This window comes from Streptomyces sp. NPDC046261, from assembly GCF_040646235.1.
Classification (GTDB): Bacteria; Actinomycetota; Actinomycetes; order Streptomycetales; family Streptomycetaceae; genus Streptomyces.
In genome coordinates, this window is sequence record NZ_JBEYZU010000032.1 from 1 (window position 1) to 21494 (window position 21494).

Genomic DNA, 21494 nt, shown 5'->3' on the forward strand with positions numbered 1-21494 from the left:
GATCGACGGCGCCGTGCGACCCCGTAATTGTTAGCGGCAGCGAAAACCCCTGGCAATCATGTGACCTACTACCCCACCCCGTAAAACACCCCCACTAACCACCGAGCACCCCACCGAATACACCCCACCTCTTACTAAAGAAAGGGGAAGGTGATCCGGGCCCTATGGGCGGCCTCACACCGTGCGCACCGAGCGCGAGCGCTCGCCTACGGGCCGCGCACGGAGTGAGGCCGGTGGACGCCTGGCCGCCATGCGGCGCGTCCTCGCTGGTCAGCGCACGATTTTGACCCCGAAGTGGCCGCCGAGGGCCAGGCCGATGGCGCTGTGCATGTGGGCGTACATCTCCATGCCGCGCGCGGCGACGAGAGTGCCGAGGTCGAGGATGTCGCTCCAGCCGTAGGACTCGAGCAGGGCGGTGACGGCCTTCTTGGCGTCCGCGTGGTCACCGGCGATGAACATGGTGTGGTCGCCGTCGCCGATGGCCCGGGGATTGACGACGGTGTCCTGTTCCTGGGTGACGAACGCTTTGACGACCTTGGCGTCGGGAAAAGCGCGCTGGATCTGCTCGCCGAGGCTGTCGACGTCCACGGGCTCGAGGCGCGGCATGATCCCCCACGGCGTGGGCCACGGGTGCTCGACGTCGGGGTTGTAGATGAAGGGGACGGCGTAGTCGACGAGCGTCTTGCCGGCCAGGTTCTCGGCGCCCGCGCTGGTGAGGGCCTTGACGGAGTTGATGCCGTCGGTGCCGTTGATGATCAGCTCGCCCGCGGCCGCCGCCTCGGCGAAGGTGGCGAGGGTGATGCCGGGGTGGTCGGCCAGCCACTCCTTGTAGGGCGGGTTGCCCATCATGTCGGGCTCCGTGCGGGCGAGGGTCGCCCGCGGGTCACGGGTGCCGACGATGACCTCGTGACCGAGCTCGAGCAGCTTGGCGGCGTGGGCGCGGCCGCCACCACCGGTGCCCAGGACTGCGATCTTCATGAGGGTGCTCCTTGCGCTGACTTCCGAACAGTACATTAGTACTGTAATGCTGCCGCGAAGGGTGCGCAATACGGACATACTCCTCAATTTATGGCCGCGAAACGGCAGCACCGGGCCGGAGTAACCGCAGGTTGGGCCGGATGTGTGGGCCAAGAGGCGCCGCTTCAGTACGTACGTACTACGCTGACCGTAGAGACGAGCTCCCGAGAGGACAGGCAATGACGGCCGACCAGCAAGCACCCCGGCGCAGGCGCGACCCGCAGCGGCGGATCGAGGAGATCGCGGCCGCCACCGAGCGCGTCATCGCCGCACGGGGCGTCGAAGGGCTCACGCACCGCGCGGTCGCCGAGGAGGCGGGGGTCCCGCTCGGGGCGACGACCTACCACTTCGCCACCAAGGACGACCTCATCGAGGCCGCCCTGCGGCGTTCCGTCGACCGGTACGCCGCCGACCTGGAGCAGTGGGTCGCCCAGCGCCCGGAGCTCACCCGTGAGCAGCTGACCGTGCTGCTCACGGATGTGCTGATGGGCTGCTTCGGGCCGGAGCGCGACCAGCGGACGGTCGAGCTGGAGCTGTACCTGGCCGCCCTGCGGCGCCCCGCGCTGCGGGCGCTCGCGGACCGGGACATCGAGCTCACCGTCGGGGCCCTGCTCTCCTACGTCGACCGGACGACCGCGGAGGCCGCCGCGGCGGCCATGACGGGACTGACCCTGCGTGGCCTGGCCGGCAGCACGCCACCGGCACGCGGCGAGGTGGAGGCGGTCATGCGGCGCGTATTCGCCCCCGCCGGCGCGGCTCCGTGACCGCTCGGCCCGGTGCGGTGAGCGCCGGCCTCACGACCTGGGCTTGGGGCACGTCTTCCAGGCGAAGTGGTAGAGGGTGCTGATGTTTCCGTCGGTCGAGTCCATGGCGACGAAGCTGGTCGTCTTGGTGGGGTCGGAGGTGCCCGCGTCCACGCGGAGCTCGGTGTTGACGTTGAAGTACCGGAGCGCCCCGCAGGGCGCGTAGATCAGCGCCTCGATGTCCGTGGTGTCGGTCGTCTGCCAGTTGTCGTTGACCGGGCCGGTGAAATGGTGGTTCACATAAGCGGTCTGCGACATGCCCTGGAAGTAGTAGTTGGCCCGCTCCAGGCCCGTGGCGCCCTTCTCCAGGTGGGCGAAGCCGCGGTAGTCCGCCTGGGCGATCGCGTAGGTGAAGCCCTGCGGGACGTGGACGTTCAGGCTGAGCTGGCAGTTCTTGCGGAAGTCGGTGGGCTTGGACCCGACGCCCACCTGGGCTATGTAGTTGCTGTAGGAGACGGTGAAGGCGGTGTTGTCCGGTGAGACGGAGACGTTCGCGGTGCCGGCGGGACAGCCCGACCCGTTGACGGACACGACATCGATCACGATCTTGTCCGGCGGAGGAACCCCGTCCGCGGCGGCGGTCCCGGGCGTGAACAACGCGGCGAGGAGAACCGCGGTCGCGCTGCCGATCGTCACGGGTCTGAACATGGAGATCCCTCCTACTGCCCTGGGGCCCACTCGGACGCTTGAGGGCTCATAGCACCACCAGCGACGAGAGGTGTACAGATCAGGTTGAGCCGATACCGCGCTGTCGTGCGGCCCGCGGCGCCGGCCCATGGCCCGGCGCCGCACCGTGTCCGCCTCACCCGTTCCGCAAGCCGGGAACGGGACCGGGGCAGCCGGTCAGGAGCATTCCTTCCAGGAGAAGTGGTAGAGGGTGTTGACGCTGCCGTCCGTCGAGTCCATCGCCATGAAGCTGTTCGTCGTCGAGGCGTCCGAGCTGCCCGCGTTCACCCTCAGCTCGGTGTTCACGTTGAGGATGCGCTGGGCCCCGCAGGGGGCGTAGACGAGGGCGCTGGCCTCGTTGACGTCGGACGTCTGCCAGTTGTCGCTGAGGGGGCCGGCGAAGCGGTGGCTGACCGAGGACGTCTGCGACATGCCCTGGAAGTAGTAGCTGGCCCGCTCCAGGCCCGTGGCGCCGCGCTGCAGGTGGGCGAAGCCGCGGTAGTCCGCCCTGGCGATCGCGTAGGTGAAGCCCTGCGGGACGTGGACGTTCAGGCCGAGCTGGCAGTTCTTGCGGAAGTCGGTCGGTGCCGAGCCGACGCCCACCTGGGCGAGGTAGTTGCTGTAGGTGACGGTGAACGCCGTGTTGTCCGGGGCGACCGCCACGGCGGCCGTGCCCGCGGGGCAGCCCGACCCGTTGACCGAGACCAGGTCGATCACGACCCGGTCCGGCGGGGGCACCCTGACGTCCGCCACGGCCGTCCCCGGCGTGAACGAAGCGACCAGAAGCGTTACGGCCGCGCTGCCTGTCATCACCGGTCTGTACATGGAGACCCTCCCGCTGGTCCGCGGACCGACGCCGCGGGGTTCATGCCACCACCGGAAACGGGTCATGTACAGGTCAGGTTGAGCCGAACCTCGGGATGTTACTTGCCATTGTCGGCGACCTGCGCGACCCAGCCGTACGGCAGGGCCTTCCCGTCGACCGTCACCGCCTCGACGGTGCGCGTCTCGGGGTCGATGTCCGCCTGGACACCCTCGCCGGAGTAACGGGGGAAGCCCGACCTGCCCAGCTCCCCGGTGGCCTCGACGGTCGCGGAGCGAAGCGTGGCCCCGTGGCGGGGATGGGCCTCCTCGTCGGTCAGCTGGGGCTTCAGGACGACGGTGTACCGGGGAACGTCAGCGCTCATGATCCGAGGCTAGCCCCGGATCACGCGTACGGATCGGATTCGTGGACCGCCTTCTGCGCGATGTCCAGGAGGTCGGGGTCCTCGTACTCGTCGGGCTCGCGGCGCGTGCCGTCACCCGTGCAGTCGATGCCCGACAGCCGGTCGAGCCGTGCGGGCAGGTCACGCAGCGTCTCGATCCGCCGCGTTGCCTGGCAGGGGCGGGCTCGTTGGGCAGGGCCGGGAGGCAGCGGAGCTTCCCGTTCCGCTCATCGGTCCGGAGGCCCTCTCGTGTTCACGACTGAGACCGTGCGGGCCGTCGCGGTGTCCCTCACCGCGGCCGTGGTGGTGCAGCTGGGCGCGGCACCGGCGGACGGGCGGTCCCAGGGCCGGGCCCTGACCTGCCGTGGGTCCGCGGTGGAGTGCGCGGCACGGCTGGAGGGGACGCTCGTCTCGCTGCGCGACCGGCTGGGCTGTGACCATCACGCGCCCTTCGCCGCCGAGTACACATGGGTGCAGAGAACGCTGCGGGAGACGCTGCGGGAGCGGCCCGGGTTCTTCGCCGAACCCTCCTGGGTGGCGCGTGACCTCAACGCCGCGTTCGTGAGCAGCTATCTGCGGGCCTATGAGGCCGACCGGGCCGGGCGCCCGGCGCCGGACGCCTGGCGCATCGCCTTCGACGCGGCCCGTACGGGCCGCACCAACGCCGGGCAGGACGCCCTGCTGGGCGCCAACGCCCACATCCAGCGCGACATGCCCTACGTCCTCGCGGCGCTCGGCTTCGTCCGCGCCGACGGGGCCTCACGCAAGGGCGACTTCGACCGGTTCCAGACCGTTCTCGACCGCGCGTACGGACCCTCGGTGCGGGACATCGCCCGCCGCTACGATCCGCTGCTGGCCCTGGCCGACGACCGGTGGAACCCCGTCGCGCACTTCACCGCGCACGAATTGTTCGTCCTGTGGCGGCAGAACGCATGGCACTATGCCCGGCGGCTGGCCGCCGCGGACGGCGCCGGAGAGTTCCGCGCGGCCTCCCGCGCCGTCGAGGCGAACGCCGCCGCGTGGGCGACGCTGCTGGCGTCCGTGCAGGTCCCGGGCTACGGCCTGGTGCGTGACGCGTACTGCCGCGACGGCCGCACAGGGCCGGTGGGGGTCGCGCCCCCGGCCTGGACGCCGTTGCCGCTGCCCGTCCCGCTGCGGTCGGGCCGGCTGCCGGACGGCGGCTGAACCGCCGCGGCCGGAGGGGATGCGGGCGCCGGCGGGCTCCGTGCCGCACGGCCCCGGTCATCACGTTCGTCCCCCGTACGGCGCCCCGTCACCCGGGCGACACCGCCCCTTCCCTCCCTTCCCAGACGCTCGCTGCACTTGGAACACTTCGCTGGTCCCAGCCCTCACACTCCAAGAGGTGCCCAGACTCATGGCTGAACTCAATCGCCGCCGCTTCCTTCAGATCGCGGGCGCCACCGCGGGCTACGCGGCCCTGGCCGGCAGCATCGAACGCGCCGCCGCCATCCCGGCCACGCGCCGCTCCGGCACCATCGAGGACGTCGAACACATCGTCGTCCTGATGCAGGAGAACCGCTCCTTCGATCACTACTTCGGTGCCCTGAAGGGCGTTCGCGGGTTCGGCGACCCCCGTCCGGTGACCCTGCCCGGCGGCAAGTCGGTCTGGCACCAGCCGGACGGCGGCCGGGAGGTACTGCCCTTCCGCCCCGACGCCGAGAACCTCGGCATGCAGTTCATCGCCGGCCTCAACCACGACTGGGCGGGCGGTCACAGGGCCTGGAACCGCGGCAAGTACGACCAGTGGATCCCCGCGAAGTCGGCGGGCACCATGGCCTACCTCACGCGTGAGGACATACCGTTCCATTACGCGCTCGCCGACGCGTTCACCGTGTGCGACGCCTACCACTGCTCGTTCATCGGGGCCACCGACCCCAATCGCTACTACCTGTGGACGGGGCACACGGGCAACGACGGCAAGGGCGGCGGCCCCGTCCTCGGCAACGAGGAGGCGGGGTACGGCTGGACGACCTACCCGGAGCGGCTGGAGAAGGCCGGGGTGTCGTGGAAGATCTACCAGGACCGGGGCGACGGCCTGGACGCCGCCGGCCACTGGGGCTGGATCGACGACGCGTACCGCGGCAACTACGGCGACAATTCGCTGCTGTACTTCAACAACTACCGCAACGCCAAGCCGGGCGATCCCCTCTACGAGAAGGCCCGTACCGGGACCGACGTCAAGCAGGGGGACGGCTACTTCGACATCCTGAAGGCCGACGTGAAGGCCGGAAGACTGCCCCAGGTCTCCTGGATCGCCGCCCCCGAGGCGTTCTCCGAGCACCCCAACTGGCCCGTGAACTACGGGGCCTGGTACATCGCGCAGGTCCTCGACGCACTCACCGCAGACCCGGACGTGTGGAGCAGGACCGCCCTGTTCATCACCTACGACGAGAACGACGGCTACTTCGACCACGTCGTGCCGCCCTTCCCGCCCGCCTCCGCCGCTCAGGGCGCCTCGACCGTCGCCACCGCCCTCGACGTCTTCGCCGGCAACAGCCGCTACGCAGCCGGACCCTACGGACTCGGCCCGCGCGTTCCTATGATCGTCGTCTCCCCCTGGAGCACCGGCGGCTACGTCTGCTCGGAGGTCTTCGACCACACCTCCGTCCTGCGGTTCATGGAGCGCCGCTTCGGCGTGGGCGAGCCCAACATCTCGCCCTGGCGCCGCGCGATCTGCGGCGACCTCACCTCGGCCTTCGACTTCCGGCTGCACCAGAGCGGGCACGCCGAGCTCCCCGACACCTCCGCCTACCGGCCGCGCGACCACGAGCGGCACCCCGACTACATACCGAAGCCGCCCGCCAACCCCTCCCTGCCCAAGCAGGAGCCGGGCTCCAGGCCCACGCGCCCGCTGCCGTACGCGCCCGTGGTGGACGGCTCGGCGACGCCGTCGACGGGGCGCTTCACGCTGACCTTCAGCGCCGGCCCGGCGGCGGGGGCGTGCTTCACCGTCACCTCACAGAACCGCTCGGACGGTCCGTGGACGTACACCGCCGGGCCCGGCGCGAAGCTGTCCGACACCTGGAACTCCGCCTACTCCAAGGGTTCGTACGATCTGTCGGTGTTCGGCCCGAACGGCTTCCTGCGCACCTTCAGGGGCCCTGGCTCGGTGGCGGGCCCCGAAGTCACCGCCCGGCACGTGGCCGCCGACGGCGGCGGCATCGAGCTGACCATGACCAACGCCGGCGGTACCGAATGCCGCCTCACCGTGACGAACGCCTACGGCGGAGAGAGGCGGACGTTCACGGTGCGGGCCGGCGGACGCGTGGTGCACACCGTCGACCTGCGCCCGAGCAAGCGCTGGTACGACCTGTCCGTGGTCTCCGGCTCCGACGGCACGTTCCTGCGCCGGTTCGCCGGGCACGTGGAGAACGGCGAGGCCGGGGTGAGCGATCCGGCGATCGCCACCGGCTGACGGCGCCGTCGCCGCCTCCCCGGACTCCGCCCGGCTCAGCTCTGGGTGTTGAGGAATCCGATGATCACGGCACCCCACCAGCAGACCTGGGACACGAGGGCGGTGGCCCCGCCCCAGGCCAGGAGGCGGGGTCCGGGGGCGGCGCCGGCGTGCCGGGCCATGCGCTGGTTGAGGAGGCCCGCCTGCAGGCCGTTCAGGCTGAGGAGCAGCACCAGCGCCAGCTTGACGCAGGTGAGGGTGGAGGACGGGTCGGGGTGGAGCAGGGTGCCGCTGGCCATGAGTCCGGCGAGGCCGGCCCAGATGGGCAGGTGCAGACGGCTCGCACTGCCGAGGGCGTCGCGCAGGGAGCAGCGGCCGGTGATCCACAGCAGGCCGTAGTAGTCGGCCACGAGGACGGCGCCGAAGCCGAGCACGAGGCAGGCGAGGTGGACGAAGAGTGCGGCGGTGTGCAGGGCCGCGTCCGCCTGCAGGTGCAGGGAGATCCACACGCTCGCGCCCCAGATGGCGCAGATCGCCAGTGCGGCGCCGGTGATCGTCCACCAGGAGTCGTACAGACCCATGGGCCGGGCGTGACGGGCGCCCGGTGTCGTGGCGGAGGTGGGGCGAAGGTGTGGCACCACGGACAAAGATGATTCCGACGACAAAGCAGGCACGTCAATACTCCAAACACAGACCCTTACAAAGGCAAGGCTTATCCGGACGGCCGGGACTTCGGCGTCGACGGGGGCGGCCGCTAGGCGGCGCAGTGCCCGATAAACCTGAACATTCCCTCGTTGAAATCGCAAGCTTCGCAGGTCACGGGGGTTTTCCGGAAGTTGATCCCCGGCTCGTCCGAACTCTGCGGGGGCGAAATGATCGGATGGGCTCGAGTGCCTTTTTGAGAATGCTGGAAGGCAAGGGGAATGTGATTCTTGTCCCGGTCCGGCGGCCGGGAAGTGTTTCGGCGCACATCACCTGCCGTGACAACCCGCCCGGCTCGTCCGGCGTCCTGCGGTACGGAAGAGCCCGCCCGGGGGACGAGGGGCGGGCGAGCGGAAACGAGGAAGGGAGCGCGCACATGGCCGGAAAGGTGACGGACGAGGAGATCCTCGCGGCGGTGCACCGGGTACGGGAGCTGGAGGCACGGCACGCCGAGGCGTCGGCGCGGGTCGACGCCCTGAGGTCGGCGGCCACGCCCGGGGAACTCGAGGAGCGGGACCGCTGGGGAGCGGTCATGGCCGACCTGGCCCGTGCGGTGGTGCTGGAGTCCCTCGAGGTGCTGGACCGCATCGGGATGGTCACGGCCGCCCAGCTCGTCGAGAGCGTCGCCGACGAAGAGGGCATCACCGCCGACGGCGAACGGCCCGAGGGCCGGGACTGACGGACGTACCGCGGGTCCCGGGGACGGCTCCCGGGACCCGCGTCGGTGCCCCGTCCAGTTCTGTCAGTACTTCGTCAGCGGATTGTCAGGCATCGGTTCCCGATAATCAGCTGAGCAGCGACGGAAAAGAGCCGTTGCCGTTTTCATGTCCGCCCGTGACAGCGGATATTACGCGGTGCGCGCGAGCCGTTCCAGGTCGGCGACGGCCGATTCGATGGGCGGAAGGGCCAGTATCTGCCGCTGGGCGCGGCGCGTGTGCGCGGCGACGTGCCGGTCGTCGAGGAGGCGTTCGCAGACGGCGGCGACGTCCGTGGCGTCCGGGACCTGCCCGGGGCCGCCCATCCGCCTGCCCAGTCCGAATTCCTGGACGCGGTCGGCGTTGGCGAGCTGGTCGCCGAACCGGGGCGTCACCACCATGGGCACCCCGGCGCCGACGGCTTCCCTGATGCTGTTGTAGCCGCCGTGGGTGATGAACAGCTGGGCGCAGCGCAGCAGCAGGGGCTGGGGGATGTGGTCGACGAGGTGGGTGTTGCCGTGGCGCCGGGTGGTTGCCGGCCGGGTGCCGCCGGTGGCGACGAGGGCCACGCAGTCCACCATGGACAGTCCGGCGACGATCGCGTCCAGCAGTTCCGAGGCGTCGAAGAGGGCCTCCATGGCCGGGGGGATCCGCGCACCGGCGTCGCGCATCCGGGCCAGGGCCGGCAGTACGGTGCCCACGGCGGCGATGACCAGGGGTTTGTCGGTGGGCAGCGCGGCCATCCACGGTGTCAGGGCCTCGGCGTGGTCGACGTCGGCCGGCTGACGGTAGTTGATGGTGGTGGGGGCGGGGTGGACGGTGAAGGAGTACTGGGGCGGCATGCAGTCCATGCGCCCGTAGCGGTGGATGCCGTACGGATCGTGCGCGAGGGGCAGGCCCAGCCGGCTGCGGTGTCCGTTCAGCACGGGCATCAGCTGTACGGGGTCGATGTGGTTGGCGGCCCCCGAGGGCGCCGACACGTGCGGCACGCCGAGGGCCTCGGCCACCAGGCATCCGGCGAACTCCCCGCCGTCGCGCACCACGAGGTCGGGGGCGAACTGCTGGGCGAGGGGCAGCAGAGCGGTGAAGCTGTCGGCGACGTGCGTGCCCGCGAACACCTCGATCCATGCCTGAGCCGGGTCCGCCTCCGGCCGCCCGGTGGTGTCCGCGCCGTCGCGCAGGAGCCGGCGCATGTGGTCGTGGGGGTCCGCCATGACGTCGGTGGTCCGCCCGGGGCTGTCGGCGAAGACCGGTACGAGCTGCGGCGGGCCGGCGATCAGCACCTCGCAGCGCGCCGCCGCGAGCGCGGACACCAGGGGCAGCATGGCCCGGGCATGCGAGGGCGATCCGGTCACCGTGCACAGAACACGCATGGCGGCTCCTTTCGAGCGCGCTCATTCACGGGGTGGATGACGTGCCGGGGCGCGGACGTGCGCCCCTGTCCCGGACCACTCCGCAGGGCGACGCGGCGCCGCGAAGGGTCGGGGAATGGGTCAGGGGGGTGGTGAACGGAAGGACGGCGCTCCGGCCGCCGAACCCGAACGAGCAGGTGACCGCGGCGGTCGTCGCCGCCCGGCAGGGGACACTGCCGCACTGTCGAGCTTATGGTCACCGTCCCCGCAGGGGAAGTTGACCGTAGGGGTGACGAGCTGGTGTTCGAGGCCCGCGCCGGGGCGGGAGAGAAGCGACAGGGCCCCGGGACGGCGAACCGTTCCGGGGCCCTGCGACCTGCCTGTTCCCATGGGCCGCCGGGCCGGGCGGTCAGCCCGGCCCGGCGGGCGATCAGGTGCGGTAGGCGTAGTAGACCGCGTCCGGGTTGGACGCGATGATGCTCGCGACCGACTTCCGGAACGTGTTGGTCGAGTGGTACGTCAGGTACGGGACACCGGCCCTGCTGCGGTACGTGGTGATCATGGAGTGGTCCTTGGACCCGTCACCGTCGAAGTCCATCTGCATGATGTCGCCGATGTCCATCTGGTACACGTTCGCCAGGTTGGTCGCCCGCTTGGCGTTCAGCGTGAACCACGACCACTCGTTGGCGCCCACCCAGGAGGTGGACTGGGACGAGGAGTCGTACCACCAGGCGCGGTAGTCCGAGGCCGAGCCGGACGCGTTCTTCCAGCCGCCGGCCTTGAGGGCCTGGCTGATGAAGTTGGTGCAGTCGCCGCCGGCGTCGTTGAACTTCTGGTACTCGGGGTTGTAGTTCCGCCAGTACTTCTCGGCGTAGGCGGCCATGGCCTTGTAGTCGTTGCCGGCGGTCGCCTGCTTGCCGGAGGGCTTGCGTCCCGGGTACGAGATCGAGGCGGGCTTCGCCTTCGGCATCGAGTTGGCGCTCGGTGCCGCCGCGACCTTCGTCACGGGAGCGTTGACCGGCCTGGGGCCCTGGTCCATGGGCCGGATGGCCGTCAGCTCCCACTTGCCGCCGGAGGCGGTGAAGGTCAGCTCGTGGCGGGCCTTGAAGCCGGTGTTCTCCGGCTCGTCGCCGCGGATCTTCTTGTACGTCAGCGTCGTGGTCTCGGTGACCTCGACCGTGACGCGCTTGCCCTTGACGCTGGTCCTGTCCGCGGTGACCTGGGTGGCGGCGGAGGTGTACGCCTCCCCCAGGCCGGCGAGGCGGGACTTGCGGGTCCGCAGCGAGGACAGCGCGCCGTCCTCACTGCGTGCCAGCTCGGCCGAGAGGCGGACCTTCTTCTCGCGCTTCGGGGCTATTCGCCCGGTGGATCCGTTGTCCAGGAGCGCCGTCGTACGGTCGGTCAGAACCGCTTCGGCGAGGCGGCCGAAGGAATCGACCGTCGCGTTGTCCACCTTGCCCGGCTTCTTGTCCGCACCCGTGCCGATGGCCGAGGGCAGGAACGCGGCCGAGACGGCGACGGTGAGGACCGCTCCGATCGCGCATCTGAGCGTAGTTTTTTTCACGAAGTTCCCCTTGTCACCCGGTCCGGATGGACCGGGGGACGGAATCTTCGCACATAGATCATAATTCCATACAGGTGTGTGAATGCCTCACGCACCGTTACGGATACCTCCGCCGGAGGACTCGGACGTGGCGCGGTCCCCCGCGCGGGGCGTCTGCCGAGATCTCTTGGGCTGGTGGGGCACTCTGGGAGCTATGACACGGCCGCCCAGAGGACGCGCACCGCACGAAAGGGAGGGTGCTCCACCGCCCCCGGATCCGGATTGGTCCATGTTCGACCCGGCTCCCGTCGCCATGGCCGTCACCCGCGGCCCCCGCCACACTCTGGCCTATACCAACCGCGTCTACCGTGAACTCTTCGGTGACCGCCCGCTGGGCCGCCCCCTCGCGGAGGTCTTCGCCGACCTGCGCGAGCACGCCTGCTTCGAACTGCTCGACCAGGTCATGGCCACGGGCGAGGCCGTCACCGTCACCGCCGCCCCCGTGCACATCGCCGCCGCCGAGCGCTTCTTCACCTTCAGCCTCTCGGCCATCAGCCCCGCCCCCGGTGAGGAGTACGGCGGTGTCCTGGTCGTGGCGGTGGACGTGAGCGACCAGGTCCGCGCCGCCGAACGGGCCCGGCTGCTGTCGGAGGAACGTCTGCGTGCGCTGCGCCGCTACGAGAGCCTGGTGGCCACCGGTACGCACATGATGTGGGTGACCGCCGCCAAGGGCGGCACCATCGAACCCAGCCCCGGCTGGGAAGAGGTGACCGGCCAGAGCTGGGAGGAGTTCCGCGGCGACGGCTGGCTGGACGCCCTGCACCCCCACGACCGCGCACCGATGATGACCGCCTGGCGGCGCGCCCTGGAAGAGGTGCCCGACCAGTTCGAACACGTCTACCGGCTGCGCACCGTCGAGGGCACCTACCGGCACTTCGACGTCAAGGCCGTCCCCGTCCGCGAGGGCGGCACGGTCGTGGAGTGGGTGGGCACCTGCACCGACATCGAGCAGCGGTGGCTCGAGACGCGCCGCAAGGACCTGCTGGCCCGTGCGGCGGCGGTCCTGGCCGAAGCCACCCAGCCGCGCGAGGCACTGGCCGCTCTGGCGGAAGTGATCGTCCCGGCACTGGCCGACAAGTGCGGCATCTACCTCCTGCCGGCCATCGACGGCCACGTGGCCGTCGAGGGACCCGTCACCGTCGAGCGCATCGCCACCCGCACCCGCGAGGGGCTGCCCTCCGAACTGCCCGGGCGTCGTGAGGAGCGCCTGGAGGCGGGCAGCGCCTTCGTCCGGGCGATCCGCGAACGGCGTGCCATCCACGAGACCTTCACCCCCGATGCCATCCCGCCCGACACCGCGCCGCCAGCGACCATCTCCTGGCTGGAGCGGGCCGGCGCCCACAGCATGGTGATCGTGCCCATCGTCATCGACGGAGCCCTCGCCGCGGTCGTGGACGCCTTCGCCTGCGGCGAGCGTGAGGCGATCGGACCCGCCGACATGGCCCTGATGCGAGAGTTCCTGGAACAGGCTCACGAGCCCTTGCGCCATATCGCGGAGTTCCAGCGCACCCGGCGCGTCGCTCTCGCCCTCCAGCACAGTCTGCTCACCGCGCCGCCCCAGCCCCAGGGCCTGCACATCACCGCCCGTTACCTGCCCAGCCCCACCGCCGCCGAGGTCGGCGGCGACTGGTACGACAGCTTCGTTCTGCCCGACGGCGCCCCCGTCCTGGTCATCGGTGACGTCGCCGGCCACGACATCGCCGCGGCCGTGACGATGAGCAAGATGCGCAACATGATGCGGGGCCTGGCCACCGACCGCCAGGAACCGCCCGGCGACATCATCCGCCGCCTGGACCGCGCCACCCAGACCCTCAACCCCGAGGAGGGCACCGCCACCTGTGCCCTGGCACGCCTGGAGAGGACCGCCACCGGGGGCTGGCAGGCCCACTACAGCGTCGCCGGCCACCCCCCGCCGCTGCTGGTGAGCCCCGACGGCGCCACCCGCTACCTCGAGCAGGCCACCTCCCCGCTGCTGGGCCTGCCCCTCGGCGACGACTGGCGCGTCAGCGCCATCGAGCCGCTGCCTGCCGCCGGCACCCTCCTGCTCTACACCGACGGCCTCGTCGAGCGCCCCGACGAGGACATCGACCAGGGCCTGGGACGGCTGGCCCAAACCGCCGCCCAGCTGGCGCGCGAGCCCCTGGACGTCTTCTGCGACACCCTGCTCGCCGAGCCGGCCGCCACCGGCCGCGACGACATCTGCCTGATCGCCCTGCGCCTGCCCGCCGCGGACGTCTGAGAGGGTGGTGCGCGTGTGCGGCAGATACGTATCCACGCGCAGCCCGCAGGACCTGGCCGGGCTGTTCCACGCGACCCTGTGGGATCCGCGGGAGGTCCTGGCCCCGTCCTGGAACGTGGCACCGACCGATGACGTGTGGTCCGTGCTGGACCGCGCCGACCGGGAGACGGGTGAGGTGGTGCGGCGGCTGCGGCCGCTGCGCTGGGGCCTGGTGCCGTCCTGGGCGAAGAACGTGAGCGTCGGCGCGAAGATGATCAACGCTCGTGCCGAGACCGTGGCGGAGAAGCCGGCCTACCGTCGCGCTTTCGCCAAACGCCGGTGCCTGTTGCCCGCCGACGGCTTCTTCGAGTGGGTACCCGTGCCGGCCACCGGGAAGCAGAAGGCGTACAAGCAGCCCTACTTCATCACGCCCACTGACGAGCAGGTCATGGCGATGGCCGGGCTGTACGAGCTGTGGCGCGACCCCGCTGTCGCCGATGACGACCCGGCGGCGTGGGTGGCGACATGCACCATCATCACCACCGAGGCCACCGACACCGCAGGCCGGATCCACCCACGGATGCCCCTGGCCATCGCCCCCGACGACTGGGACAGCTGGCTCGACCCCGCTCACCAGGACCCCGCCGAGCTACGGGCCCTGCTCACAGCCCCGGCCGCCGGCCGCCTCGACGCCCGCGCGGTGTCCACCGCGGTCAACGATGTCCGCAACAACGGCCCACACCTGCTCGACGCCCCGGACGAGGCCCAGAAGACCTGACGGCCTGGTTCCGAACCGCCGCTACCGGCGGGCCGCGGTGTCGGAGGGCAGCTCGTCGAAACGGCCGCGGTAGTCGCCGGCGAAGCGACCCAGGTGGGAGACGCCCCACCGGTAGGCGATGGTGCCGACGTTGTCGGTGGTGGTGAGGATGTCCTGGCGGATCCGGTCCAGCCGCAGGTTGCGTACGTAGGACATGGGAGACAGGCCGAGCCGGTCGCGGAATGCGGAGCTGATGGTCCGCGGGGCGCAGTCGGCGGCCTTGGCGATGTCGCCGAGGGCGATGCGCTCGGCGAGGTTGGCTTCGATGAACGCGAGAGCCGCGCGCAAGGAGCGCGGGTAGCCGGGTCGAGGACCCTCTCGCAGCTCGTCGGTGTGCGAGTGCGGCTGGGCCAGGAGCAGCGCGGCGACGATGCAGCGAATTTGGCTGCGCTGCAGTTCGGCGCGCTGGAACAGGGGATCGCCCGAGTCCAGTTGCTCCAGGAAGGATCGGACAAGGAGTCGTACGGCCCGGCCCTTGGGCTTGGCCAGGTCCAGGGCGAAGTCGAAGCGGACGGTGGACTCCGGCGGGCTCCCGGTCAGTGCCGCGTACTCCTGGTCGACCAGGGCCGCGTCGATCCGAAGCCCCAGGAAGCGTGGCGGGGTCGGTCGTGCGGGGCGCAGTTCCTGGGTGTCCCCGGGGTTGACCACCCCGGCCGTGGCGGTGTCGAGGGTAGCGTTCAGGCCACCGCGGGATGCGGCGATCGCACCGGACACGCCTATGTTGACGAAGTAGGAGCGGCGCCCTTCCGCCGAGGAGACGCGTACCCCGAGCGGCGAGGCGAAGTAGCCGACGGCGAAGTCGTGCGCGGCCACCCCGCGCAGTTCGTGGTCTCCCCCGCACAGGCCGTCCAGCGGCGAGGTGGCGATGGAGCCGCCGAACAGGCGGGTGGCGGCGTTCAGGAGGTCGACGGGGTTGGGGGAATGGGTGATGAGGAAGTTGCGCAGCGGGGCCGGCAACGCGTTCACCTCCTTCGGGGGCGCCGCCACGGGCGCGTGGTGGTGGCGTGCTCACATCGGCGGAGCGACGAACAGCCCGGGATCGGCGTCGTTGTGGGACTTGGCGGCGATGAACTCGTCCATCTCGTTGGCTGTGCCCCATTGATCCGCGTTGGCGGGGTCGCGCAGGTCGTAGAGGTGGGGGTGCCAGGTGTCCTCGTCCAGGATCTGCAACTCCGTCGTGTACTCGACGGTGTTGCCCGCCCGGTCGAGGTAGTAGCTGAAGGAGTTGTCTCCCGCACGGTGCCGTCCCGGTCCCCACAGGCGCTCGATGCCCAGGCGCCGCATCCGGCCGGTGCCTCGCATGAATTCGTCGATCCCGCGCATCTCGAAGGAGGCGTGGTGGAAGGCCGCGTGCGGGCCGCGCACGATGCCGAAGCTGTGGTGGAAGGCGTTGCACCGCAGGAACCACATGATCCCGCCGTGGTCGCCCAGGCACATGGTGTCCGAGAGGCGGAATCCCAGGTGCTTGATGTACCAGGCGACTGTGGCCTCGGGGGTGGGGGAATTCATCAGCACGTGGGAGAGGCGCACGGGGATCGGCTCGCGGGCCTCGATCGTGCGGTGCCGGCGTGGGGCGACGTCGGCGGAGACCTCGACCACGCGGCCCTCGTTGTCGAACAAGCGGACCGCGTAGCCGCCCCCGGGGGTGTCCAGCTGTTTCGGCTCGTGCACCAGCCGCACGCCCTGGGCGCTCAGCCGTGAGGCCAGGGTGTCGACGTCGTCGGCGCTGTGGGCACCGAAGGCGATGAGGTCAGTGCGCTTGTGGGCGTCCTCGCGCAGCCGCACCACGTACTGCTCCGGGGAGCCTTCGGCCGCCAAGAACGAGACACCGGTGTCGGAGGCGGTCTCCGTCAGGCCCCACAGCTCGGTGTAGAAGCGACGCTGCTCGGCGAAGTTCGGCATGGCGACGTCGATGTGCCGCAGGTGGGTGATCAGACTGCTGTTGCTCATGGTGGTGCACTCCCTTGGTACGAACAGCCGGTCGGCTACGCGGGTTCGGCCATGAGGCGGTGACAGGCATCGGCCAGCCGATGCGCTTCGCTGTGGCGCTGGACCTGCTCCAGACCGGCGATGGCCACCGAGGTCTCCACAAGCGTGCGGCACTGCTGTGTGCGCCGGCGCACGAACGCCTTGAGCCCTGTGCCGACCGACTCGTGCCGCCCCAGCTCCTGGGCCAGCACGAGGCCGTCCTCGATGGCCAGGGCCGCGCCACTGGCCATCTGCGGTGCGGGGGCGTGGGCGGCGTCGCCGATGACCACGCCGCTGCCGCGATTCCAGTCGCCCTGAAGGAAGTGCGTCCGCACCGGGCGGCGTACCACCGACCCGGACGCGGACACCAGCGGGGCGAGCTCCGCCGCCCGGCCGGGGAAGGGATCCAGCAACCGCGCCAGGCGCGGGACGAGCTCGGCGTCGGGGAGGATGCCCTGCTCCACCCCGTTCTCCGTCAGGAAGACGTATGCCTGACTGGCCGAGAGCGGTACGAGTCCCGCCGTATGGGCCTTACCGGCGAAGTGATGGATCCCGGTGCCCCACGACGGGCGCCGCACCAGCGCCCGCCACACCATCTGTCCGTGATAGTCGAGCGAGGTCCGAAGGCCCAGCAGCCCCCGTGCCGAGGAACGGATCCCGTCCGCTCCGACGACGAGCGCGGCCTGTCGCTCGGTCTCGTCCGACAGCAGCACGCGAACCAGTTCTGCCTCTTGGTCCACCGCGGTGACGGTCAGTCCGTGGTGCACCACCACGCCGCACCGCTCTGCTTCCGTGTGCAGGATGCGGTGCAGTACGGGACGTGCGATGCCGACCATCGCCGGCCGCCGCGCACCGATCAGACGTCGCAAGGGCACCCGATCCGCGGTTTCGCCGTCCACATCCACATGCGTGATCTCGCTCATGCCGTGGCCCTCGGCCAGACACGCTTCCGCGAGCCCCAACTGGGCCAGCGCGCGCAGCGAAGGCCCGGTCAGGCACAGCCCCCAGCCGGATGTCGCTCTTGACGGGCTGACCTCGACGATCTCAACCTGCCATCCCTCGCGTGCGAGGGCTGTGGCCGCCGTCAGGCCGGCGACACCGGCGCCCACGATCAGGGCCGTCCGCACACCGCGATAGTTGTCCATTGACGCCTCCAGAGCACTGGTTTCTCCGAACCGTAAGATCCGTCGGCTCTCCGCCCTATCCGCATCGGGCGGCAACCATCCGCTGTCGGCAATCAATCGGGTTCGTCAACCGGCCGGTGCGCGCTTCCAGCCGGACGCGAGGCGGTCGAACCAGAGGTGGACCTGGCCGGTCCCGATCCCGTTCTCGTACTCCCCGAAGCGCCGGCCCCGCGCCCCGCACGCCGCGCCGCCCACCGCGCCCGCCAGCATCAGGTAGTGGCCGAAGCGGGCTTCGGGGGCGAAGCGGAGGTAGTGCGGCATGGACGCGATGACCTGGTCGTGGCGGCCCGCCTCGAGCCAGGCGATCCGCTGCTCGTCGGCCGCGCGTGCCTCGGGGGTGACGATGTTGCGCGGATCGCCCGCCATGCGGTCGCGCAGTGCGGCCAGCGGCCAGAAACGGTGGGACAGGCCCCCCGACGCCACCAGCAGCACCCTTCGTCCGAGGCCGGCCACCGCCTCGGCGACGGCCTCGCCGACCGCGAGGAAGTCCTCGGTGGTCGCGGTCTGGCAGACCGAGACGGAGATCCACGGCGTACCGGGCGGGCCGAGGTAGGTCCACGGATTGAGGGTCGCGTAGTGGATCGGCAGGTACGGGTCGTCGTTCGCCGTGATCCACAGCGACCTCTTCCGCCCCGCCCCGGCGATGGCGTGGGCCAGTTCCGGGTCGCCGGGGATGTCGTAGGGCAGCCGGCTGAGGGCGCTGGGCATCTCGTCCGAGGTGAACAGGCCCGCGCGGCGCGGGTGTGCGGTGACGACCACCTCGGTCGTCGTCGCCCAGTGGCTGTCGAACACCACGACGACGTCGTGGCCGGTGGTGTCGACCACCTCGTGGCGGAGCCGCCTCAGACCGGTCGCCAGGGTGAAGTCACGGCCTCCGTTCGCCTCGATCCGCTGCGGTTCGGGGAACATGATGACCGGTGCGTGCGAGATCAGGCCCGCACCGACGATGTCACCCATGGGGTGACCTCCTTCGTTCGAGGGCCTACGGGACGAGCAGGAGCTTTCCGGTGGTGCGCCGCGCCGCGAGGTCCGCGTGGGCGCGGTGTGCCTCGGCGAGGGGGTAGGTGCCGCCGATGGTGATCTTCAGGGTGCCGTCGGCGATGGCGTCGAACACCTCGCCCGCCCGCCACGCGAACTCCTCGGGGGTGGCCCGGAAGTGCTCCAGGTAGGGACGCGTCAGCGTCAGTGATCCACCCCACAGCAACCGCATCACGTCGACGGGCGGCACCGGCCCGCTGGCGCCTCCGTAGAGCACCAGCGTCCCCCGGGTGCGCAGGGAGTCCAGGCTCGCGTCGAAGGTGGCGGCGCCGACGCCGTCGTAGACGGCGTGGACGCCCTTCCCGCCGGTGAGGCGGCGCACTTCGGCGGCCAGGTCGCCGGTCTCGGTGTAGCGGATGATCTCGTCGGCGCCGTTGGCCCGGGCCGTCTTCTCCTTCTCCGGGGTGGAGACCGTGCCGATGACGCGGACGCCGCGCCGCTTGAGCAGCTGGGTGAGCAGCAGCCCGACTCCCCCGGCGGCGGCGTGCAGCAGCACCGTGTCGCCTTCGCGTGCCGGGTAGGAGTCGCCTGCCAGGTAGTGGGCTGTCATGCCCTGGACGAGCACGCCGCCGGCGGTCGGCAGGTCGATGCCGTCCGGCACGACGATGGCCTTGTCCTCGGGTACGACCACCCGGCTCGCGTAGCTGCCGAGGACGGTGGTCCAGGCGACCCGGTCACCGGCCTTGAACCGGCTGACTCCGGGGCCGACGGCGAGGACGGTTCCCGAGCCTTCCTCGCCGGGGACGCAGGGCACGGGCAGCGGATAGCGGCCTTCCCTGCGGTAGAGGTCGATGAAGTTCACCCCGGCCGCGGCGAGCTCGACGAGTATCTGTCCCTCGCCCGGCTCGGGGTCGGGCTTCTCGACGTACAGCTGGACCTCGGGGCCGCCGGTCTGGCGGATCTCGATGGCGTGCATCAGTGCGTTCCCTTCACTCCGGTGAGTTCGACCTGGTAGGTGCGCAGCCAGTCGTCGAGGCGGACGGTGGACTCGACGAGGATCCGCTCGAACTCCGAGAGGCTGCCGGTGGTGGTCTTCGCGGTGGTCCGCCGTACCGCGTCGCCGTCGAGGAACGGGCTCAGCGGTGCGCCGCCGTCGCCGGCCGCGGCGGTGAGGCCGGTGATGAGGGCACGGTCGTAGGCGGGGTCCTGGATGGAGGGGTAGGCGGCCTTCTTGCGGCGCAGGACCGATTCCGGCAGCAGGTCGGCGGCGGCCGCGCGCAGCAGGGCCTTCTCCTCGCCGGTGTAGGTCTTCATGTCCCAGGGGATGTTGAAGACGTACTCGACCAGGCGGTGGTCGCAGAACGGCACCCGGCCCTCCAGACCGCTGGCCATGCCCATGCGGTCCTTCTTGTCCAGCAGGATGGGCAGCCACCGGGTGAGGGTCAGATAGCCCAGCTCGCGGGTGCGGCGGTCCTCTGCATTCTCGGCGTCCCCGCCGTCCAGAACCGGGACCTCGGCGAGCGCGGTGCGGTAGAGGTCGGCCTCGTACTCGGCGAGGTCGATGCCGTCGACGAACCAGGGGTGGAACAGCGAGCGGGGGTCCAGGCCGCGGTGGGCGCCCAGTTTGAGCCAGGGGAAGGTCTCGGCGCGGCGTGCTTCGGGGTCGGAGAACCACAGGTAGCCGCCGAAGACCTCGTCCGCGCCCTCCCCGGACAGCGCTACGGTGGCGTGCCTGCGGACGGCGGCGAAGAGCAGGAAGAGGGAGACGTCCAGGTCCGCGAAGTTGAACGGCAGGTCCCAGGCGCCGAGGACGGTGCGTCGTACCGCCGGGTCGAGCAGGCGGGCCCGGTCCAGGACGACGGGGTGGTGGTCGCTGCCGACGTGCCGGGCGACTTCGAGGGCGTACGGGCCGTCCGGGGTGGGGCGGATGGCGTCGGCGCGGAAGTTCTCGGTGTGGCCGGTGAAGTCGACGGAGAAGGTGGACAGTGTCCCGCCGTCGGCGGCGCGGGCCCGTGCCGCGAGTGCCGTGACCGTGCTGGAGTCGAGTCCGCCGGACAGCAGCGAGACCAGCGGCACGTCGGCGACCATCTGGCGCGGGACGATGTCGTCGAGGAGGTCGCGGATGGTGGCGATCGTGGTGGGCAGGTCGTCGGTGTGCGGGCGGGACTCCAGCGCCCAGTAGCGTTCCTCGCTGATTCCGGCGCGGCTGACCCGCAGCAGGTGGCCGGGCTTGAGTTCGCGCATGCCGCGGAAGGGGACGCGGCCGGGGGTGCGCAGGAACAGCAGCGCGTCGCAGAGCTCCTCGGCTCCCGCGGCGGCGTCCGCGAGGGGGTTGGCGAGGATGGCCTTGGGCTCGGAGCCGAAGAGCACGCCGCCCGCGGTGGGGTGGTAGTAGAGCGGCTTGACGCCCAGCCGGTCCCGCGCCAGCAGCAGTTCCTCACGGGCGGTGTCCCAGATGGCGAGGGAGTACATGCCGTTGAGCCGGCGGACGAAGTCCTCACCCCACTGCAGGTAGGCGCGCAGGGCCACTTCGGTGTCGCTGCGGGTGGTGAACCGGTGCCCGAGCAGGACGAGTTCCTCGCGCAGTTCGGGGAAGTTGTAGATCTCGCCGCCGTAGGAGATCACGGCGCGCGGCAGGTCCCCGGGGCCGCGCTCCGGGGTGCGCATGGGCTGGGTGCCGTGTTCGAGGTCGATGACGGACAGCCGCCGGTGTCCGAGCGCGGCGTGCCTGTCCAGCCAGGTGCCGCGGGCGTCCGGCCCTCTGGCCGCCAGGGTGTCGGTCATGGCGTCGACGACCGTGGACGCGGTCGTCAGGTCGCGGGTGAAGTCGACCCATCCGGTGATGCCACACATGGCTTCGTTCTCTTTCGT

At 70.8% G+C, this 21494-nt stretch carries 19 protein-coding genes; 6 read left to right on the forward strand and 13 right to left on the reverse strand.

The features are described from left to right. Positions 1-270 precede the first annotated feature (270 nt). Positions 271-978, reverse strand: coding sequence for an NAD(P)-binding domain-containing protein (locus ABZ956_RS29675; RefSeq protein WP_361900303.1), 708 nt, complete (start codon positions 976-978; stop codon positions 271-273). Between the two features lie 218 nt (positions 979-1196). Here ABZ956_RS29675 and ABZ956_RS29680 point away from each other — a divergent pair, with 218 nt between their 5' ends. Beyond that, positions 1197-1781 (forward strand): TetR family transcriptional regulator, encoded by a 585-nt coding sequence (locus ABZ956_RS29680; protein WP_361900306.1) that lies wholly within the window; start codon positions 1197-1199, stop codon positions 1779-1781. Positions 1782-1811: 30 nt separating this feature from the next. Here the strand turns inward: ABZ956_RS29680 and ABZ956_RS29685 are convergent, their stop codons facing one another. From ABZ956_RS29685 to ABZ956_RS29695, 3 genes are all read right to left on the reverse strand, one after another. Beyond that, the gene (locus tag ABZ956_RS29685) at positions 1812-2468 is read right to left on the reverse strand and encodes a DUF4360 domain-containing protein (RefSeq protein WP_361900309.1); all 657 of its coding nucleotides are present in this window, start codon (positions 2466-2468) and stop codon (positions 1812-1814) included. Positions 2469-2663: 195 nt separating this feature from the next. Beyond that, positions 2664-3311, reverse strand: a complete 648-nt coding sequence (locus ABZ956_RS29690; RefSeq protein WP_361900312.1) for a DUF4360 domain-containing protein — start codon at positions 3309-3311, stop codon at positions 2664-2666. 98 nt (positions 3312-3409) lie between these two features. Next, positions 3410-3673, reverse strand: coding sequence for a hypothetical protein (locus tag ABZ956_RS29695; protein WP_361900315.1), 264 nt, complete (start codon positions 3671-3673; stop codon positions 3410-3412). 267 nt (positions 3674-3940) lie between these two features. Between ABZ956_RS29695 and ABZ956_RS29700 the strand changes: the two genes are divergently transcribed. Together ABZ956_RS29700 and ABZ956_RS29705 are read left to right on the forward strand one after the other, a co-directional pair. Next, on the forward strand, positions 3941-4876 hold the full coding sequence (locus tag ABZ956_RS29700) for a DUF5995 family protein (RefSeq protein ID WP_361900318.1): 936 nt from the start codon (positions 3941-3943) through the stop codon (positions 4874-4876). 190 nt (positions 4877-5066) lie between these two features. Continuing rightward, positions 5067-7127, forward strand: coding sequence for a phosphocholine-specific phospholipase C (locus ABZ956_RS29705; RefSeq protein ID WP_361900321.1), 2061 nt, complete (start codon positions 5067-5069; stop codon positions 7125-7127). Between the two features lie 35 nt (positions 7128-7162). Here the strand turns inward: ABZ956_RS29705 and ABZ956_RS29710 are convergent, their stop codons facing one another. Beyond that, positions 7163-7747 carry a hypothetical protein gene (locus ABZ956_RS29710; protein WP_361900324.1) on the reverse strand — a complete coding sequence of 195 codons (585 nt, stop codon included), beginning with the start codon at positions 7745-7747 and terminating at the stop codon, positions 7163-7165. Positions 7748-8184: 437 nt separating this feature from the next. Between ABZ956_RS29710 and ABZ956_RS29715 the strand changes: the two genes are divergently transcribed. Further along, positions 8185-8487, forward strand: coding sequence for a hypothetical protein (locus ABZ956_RS29715; RefSeq protein WP_361900327.1), 303 nt, complete (start codon positions 8185-8187; stop codon positions 8485-8487). 168 nt (positions 8488-8655) lie between these two features. Here the strand turns inward: ABZ956_RS29715 and ABZ956_RS29720 are convergent, their stop codons facing one another. Next, positions 8656-9876 carry a glycosyltransferase gene (locus ABZ956_RS29720; protein ID WP_361900330.1) on the reverse strand — a complete coding sequence of 407 codons (1221 nt, stop codon included), beginning with the start codon at positions 9874-9876 and terminating at the stop codon, positions 8656-8658. 409 nt (positions 9877-10285) lie between these two features. Continuing rightward, positions 10286-11419, reverse strand: a complete 1134-nt coding sequence (locus tag ABZ956_RS29725; protein WP_361900333.1) for an amidase domain-containing protein — start codon at positions 11417-11419, stop codon at positions 10286-10288. Positions 11420-11687: 268 nt separating this feature from the next. On the opposite strand from ABZ956_RS29725, the gene ABZ956_RS29730 reads away from it, so the two are divergent. Continuing rightward, positions 11688-13697, forward strand: coding sequence for a SpoIIE family protein phosphatase (locus ABZ956_RS29730; RefSeq protein WP_361900336.1), 2010 nt, complete (start codon positions 11688-11690; stop codon positions 13695-13697). Between the two features lie 13 nt (positions 13698-13710). After that, complete coding sequence (locus tag ABZ956_RS29735) at positions 13711-14454, forward strand: SOS response-associated peptidase (RefSeq protein WP_361900339.1); 744 nt, start codon at positions 13711-13713, stop codon at positions 14452-14454. A 21-nt stretch (positions 14455-14475) separates the two neighbouring features. On the opposite strand, the gene ABZ956_RS29740 is transcribed toward ABZ956_RS29735, so the two are convergent. From ABZ956_RS29740 to asnB, 6 genes are all read right to left on the reverse strand, one after another. Then, positions 14476-15459 (reverse strand): AraC family transcriptional regulator, encoded by a 984-nt coding sequence (locus tag ABZ956_RS29740; RefSeq protein WP_361900342.1) that lies wholly within the window; start codon positions 15457-15459, stop codon positions 14476-14478. A 42-nt stretch (positions 15460-15501) separates the two neighbouring features. Continuing rightward, positions 15502-16443 (reverse strand): VOC family protein, encoded by a 942-nt coding sequence (locus ABZ956_RS29745; protein WP_361900345.1) that lies wholly within the window; start codon positions 16441-16443, stop codon positions 15502-15504. 35 nt (positions 16444-16478) lie between these two features. After that, a complete protein-coding gene (locus ABZ956_RS29750) occupies positions 16479-17606 on the reverse strand; it encodes an FAD-dependent monooxygenase (protein WP_361900348.1) in 1128 nt (375 codons plus the stop codon). A 105-nt stretch (positions 17607-17711) separates the two neighbouring features. After that, a complete protein-coding gene (locus tag ABZ956_RS29755) occupies positions 17712-18602 on the reverse strand; it encodes a catechol 1,2-dioxygenase (RefSeq protein ID WP_361900350.1) in 891 nt (296 codons plus the stop codon). A 25-nt stretch (positions 18603-18627) separates the two neighbouring features. Further along, the gene (locus ABZ956_RS29760) at positions 18628-19599 is read right to left on the reverse strand and encodes a quinone oxidoreductase (RefSeq protein ID WP_361900353.1); all 972 of its coding nucleotides are present in this window, start codon (positions 19597-19599) and stop codon (positions 18628-18630) included. Further along, on the reverse strand, positions 19599-21476 hold the full coding sequence (gene asnB, locus ABZ956_RS29765) for an asparagine synthase (glutamine-hydrolyzing) (RefSeq protein WP_361900356.1): 1878 nt from the start codon (positions 21474-21476) through the stop codon (positions 19599-19601). The genes ABZ956_RS29760 and asnB overlap by 1 nt, the downstream gene beginning before the upstream one ends. Between the last annotated feature and the right edge of the window lie 18 nt (positions 21477-21494).

What these genes read in the sequence shown, in the direction of transcription:
- ABZ956_RS29675 (WP_361900303.1), bottom strand. Translation starts at nt 978, where the DNA reads ATGAAGATCGCAGTCCTGGGCACCGGTGGTGGCGGCCGCGCCCACGCC.
- ABZ956_RS29680 (WP_361900306.1), top strand. Translation starts at nt 1,197, where the DNA reads ATGACGGCCGACCAGCAAGCACCCCGGCGCAGGCGCGACCCGCAGCGG.
- ABZ956_RS29685 (WP_361900309.1), bottom strand. Translation starts at nt 2,468, where the DNA reads ATGTTCAGACCCGTGACGATCGGCAGCGCGACCGCGGTTCTCCTCGCC.
- ABZ956_RS29690 (WP_361900312.1), bottom strand. Translation starts at nt 3,311, where the DNA reads ATGTACAGACCGGTGATGACAGGCAGCGCGGCCGTAACGCTTCTGGTC.
- ABZ956_RS29695 (WP_361900315.1), bottom strand. Translation starts at nt 3,673, where the DNA reads ATGAGCGCTGACGTTCCCCGGTACACCGTCGTCCTGAAGCCCCAGCTG.
- ABZ956_RS29705 (WP_361900321.1), top strand. Translation starts at nt 5,067, where the DNA reads ATGGCTGAACTCAATCGCCGCCGCTTCCTTCAGATCGCGGGCGCCACC.
- ABZ956_RS29715 (WP_361900327.1), top strand. Translation starts at nt 8,185, where the DNA reads ATGGCCGGAAAGGTGACGGACGAGGAGATCCTCGCGGCGGTGCACCGG.
- ABZ956_RS29720 (WP_361900330.1), bottom strand. Translation starts at nt 9,876, where the DNA reads ATGCGTGTTCTGTGCACGGTGACCGGATCGCCCTCGCATGCCCGGGCC.
- ABZ956_RS29730 (WP_361900336.1), top strand. Translation starts at nt 11,688, where the DNA reads ATGTTCGACCCGGCTCCCGTCGCCATGGCCGTCACCCGCGGCCCCCGC.
- ABZ956_RS29745 (WP_361900345.1), bottom strand. Translation starts at nt 16,443, where the DNA reads ATGAGCAACAGCAGTCTGATCACCCACCTGCGGCACATCGACGTCGCC.
- ABZ956_RS29750 (WP_361900348.1), bottom strand. Translation starts at nt 17,606, where the DNA reads ATGGACAACTATCGCGGTGTGCGGACGGCCCTGATCGTGGGCGCCGGT.
- ABZ956_RS29755 (WP_361900350.1), bottom strand. Translation starts at nt 18,602, where the DNA reads ATGGGTGACATCGTCGGTGCGGGCCTGATCTCGCACGCACCGGTCATC.
- ABZ956_RS29760 (WP_361900353.1), bottom strand. Translation starts at nt 19,599, where the DNA reads ATGCACGCCATCGAGATCCGCCAGACCGGCGGCCCCGAGGTCCAGCTG.
- asnB (WP_361900356.1), bottom strand. Translation starts at nt 21,476, where the DNA reads ATGTGTGGCATCACCGGATGGGTCGACTTCACCCGCGACCTGACGACC.